Annotated in this window: 2 protein-coding genes; both read left to right on the top strand. The window is 61.4% G+C overall.

From position 1 onward, the window contains the following. Window positions 1–377 precede the first annotated feature (377 nt). Entirely contained in the window at window positions 378–659 is a 282-nt protein-coding gene (locus ACGLHR_RS51330) for a hypothetical protein (protein ID WP_400103755.1), read from the top strand. A 273-nt stretch (window positions 660–932) separates the two neighbouring features. Further along, window positions 933–2,192: an anion transporter gene (locus tag ACGLHR_RS51325; protein ID WP_400103753.1), complete on the top strand. Its 1,260-nt coding sequence runs from the start codon at window positions 933–935 to the stop codon at window positions 2,190–2,192. The last annotated feature ends 539 nt before the right edge of the window (window positions 2,193–2,731 follow it).

Raw genomic sequence — 2,731 nt, 5'->3', positions numbered from 1 at the left:
TGCGGCCGTCCCGTTTCATGAGCGCACCCCTCAATGACTATCGCTCAAGCATAGACTATTGTCCGCTAAATTTCTGATTTATGAGTAAATGCGCGAAGCGGCAAGAGTTCGTCATCTGCGCCGAGTGGACCAAAGAGGGCCGCGTCCGGCATGCTGTGTTCCACGCCCTGCGCACGGACAAGGAGGCCGGCAGCGTGACGCTGGAGCGGCCTGTGGAGGTGGAACCACCGCGGCCACGCCCGGCCCGCTTCCGTGAAGGTCACCAACGCGGAACGCGTGATTGACCCAATGACCGGGCTGACAAAACGCGACCTGGTCGGCTACTACGAACCATCGCGCCGCATCTGCTTTCCCATCTGCGCGGGCGCCCCGTAGCCTTGCTGCGAGGCCCCACCGGTATTGGTGGAGAGCTGTTTTTCCAGAAGCACGCTGAGGCGAGCAAGATGCCGGGCATGACGTTACTGGACCCTTCGCTCTGGGAAGGCCATCTGGCACTACTCGAGGTCCCACGCGAGACCGCCATCGTGAGTGCGGCGCAACTCAATGTGATCGAGTTCCACGCATGGAATGCGATCAAGCGCAGCATCGATAAGCCCGATCGCATCATCTTTGACCTGGACCCCGACGGGTCAGCCAGCATCACAGTGCTTGACAGCTAACCGAAAGATGCGGCCAAGTTCGGCGCCGCGGTGAACGAGGCTCGCCATCCGGTCAAGATCACCCTCGTGACCTTGACTGTTACCGACGGGAGCGGTATACACTTGCGGCTGATCCTGTCCGGCCCACTGCGTCTGCGATTTAAGGTCGGCGCTGCGCGTACGCGCCACCGTCCCGCGCCCTCAGATGCGCATCGACGATGTCATCCACATCGATCCGCGCGTGGCCACCCTGGCGCTCCAATTCCATCCAACGGGGCTGACCCGCCTAACCGAATGACTGCCACCATCGTCATCATCTTTCTCATTGTCTACTTGGGGATGATTCTCGGTGGGCTCCCATTCCTTCAACTGGACCGGACGGGCGTGGCACTGCTTGGTGCGATTGCCTTGATCAGTGTCGATGCCGTGAGTCTGGAAGAGGCAGCAGGCTCCATCCATCTGCCAACAGTGATCCTGCTCTTCTCCTTTATGGTGGTGTCAGCACAGATGCGGCTGGGTGGCTTCTATGACTGGGTCACGCACCGGTTCGTCTCATTGTCATTCAGCCCGCCCGGCCTGCTCGGGGCGCTTATCTTTGGCGTCGCGGCGCTGTCGGCCATCTTCAGCAACGATATCGTCTGCCTGGCCGTCGCCCCAGTGCTGATCGATGCCTGCCAACGGCGGCACCTCGATCCAATGCCCTATTTGCTGGCGCTTGCCTGTGCCTCCAATATTGGCTCCGCCGTCACATTGATCGGGAACCCACAGAACATGCTGATCGGGCAGACGTTGCACATGCCGTTTTTCGCCTATGTTGGCGAGGCGATGGTGCCAGTCACCTTTGGTCTGTTGGCAACATGGGCATTGATTACCTGGCAGGTAAAGGGTCGCTGGTCGGCTCCCGCAAGCTCTGCGGGCACGTTCGATGAGGCGGCGGCACGGAGTACCAACGAAGTGCCACTGGACCGCTGGCAGACTACCAAGGGCCTCGCAGTTGCGGCGGTGCTACTTGTGGCGTTCCTTGTCGGACCCTGGCCGCGCGAGCACGTGGCGCTCATCGGCGCGGGAGTGTTGTTGATGAGCCGCAAAATGCATTCCGCTCGGACGCTCGGCCTCGTGGACTGGGAACTCCTGATCCTGTTCATGGCGCTCTTCATTGTCAATCATGCGCTATCGCAATCCGGCGTCACCGCCGCCGTCATCGACGACCTCGCCGCTGCCGGTCTTCACCTCGACCAGCTTGCGCCGCTATTCGGGACCACCTTTGTTCTGTCGAACCTCGTATCGAATGTGCCGGCCGTGATGCTGCTACTGCCGCTGGCGCATCACGAGATGGCTGGACCGCTCCTTGCCTTGGTCAGTTCGCTGTCCGGCAACCTGTTCATCGTCGGTAGCATCGCGAACATCATCGTCGTGGATGCCGCGGCCAGGCGCAACATCGGAATCGATTGGCGTCGCCATGCGACAGTGGGTGTACCGGTCACACTCGTGACCCTGGCGATATCCGCTGTCTACCTGGCCCTTCGCGTGCATTTCGGCGCTTCGGGGGGATAGCGGTAGACCCTGCTGTCATTTGCGTAGCCGGATGCGCCCCCTATGCGCCTTGATCGTCGGATGTGCCCCTGCCGAAAGCGGTTGCGTGACCCGGTGTTGGCCTAGCATTGAATCGACATCTTGCGGCCACGACCCGTGAGCCGCGATTTGCGCCGTCCCAAGCGTCAAGCACTTCTGCTCCTGGCTGGGGCCGTGCCCGGGCACCAAGATCAGCGGGGGCAAGGTGCTGTCCTCGGGCACCAAGCGTTCCAGCCCCCCTCGGGGTCCTTTTGAAATGGTCTCTTAGCTAGCCCTCAGCGTAAAGACGGTCTTCACCGGGCCGTTACGATCGTCGAGGACCCGCGCCGCACTTCATCGCAGGCGTCGGCGTGGGCTCGCCTATCTGCAGCGCGATAAAATCCCGTTGCGGCAACCGTCATCAATTCCCGGGCTTCGGCCGCGGCATCTGGCTCTTCCTGCTAGCCCGAAGTTCACCAGCCGCCTGGGTGAGTTTCCCCTTTTGCGACAGGCACTTGTCGTGATTCCCGGGTTCCAGTTTC

This window comes from Cupriavidus sp. CuC1 (assembly GCF_044627735.1).
In the GTDB taxonomy this organism is placed as follows: Bacteria; Pseudomonadota; Gammaproteobacteria; order Burkholderiales; family Burkholderiaceae; genus Cupriavidus; species Cupriavidus ulmosensis.
This window is presented reverse-complemented; position numbering and strand designations above follow the sequence as displayed.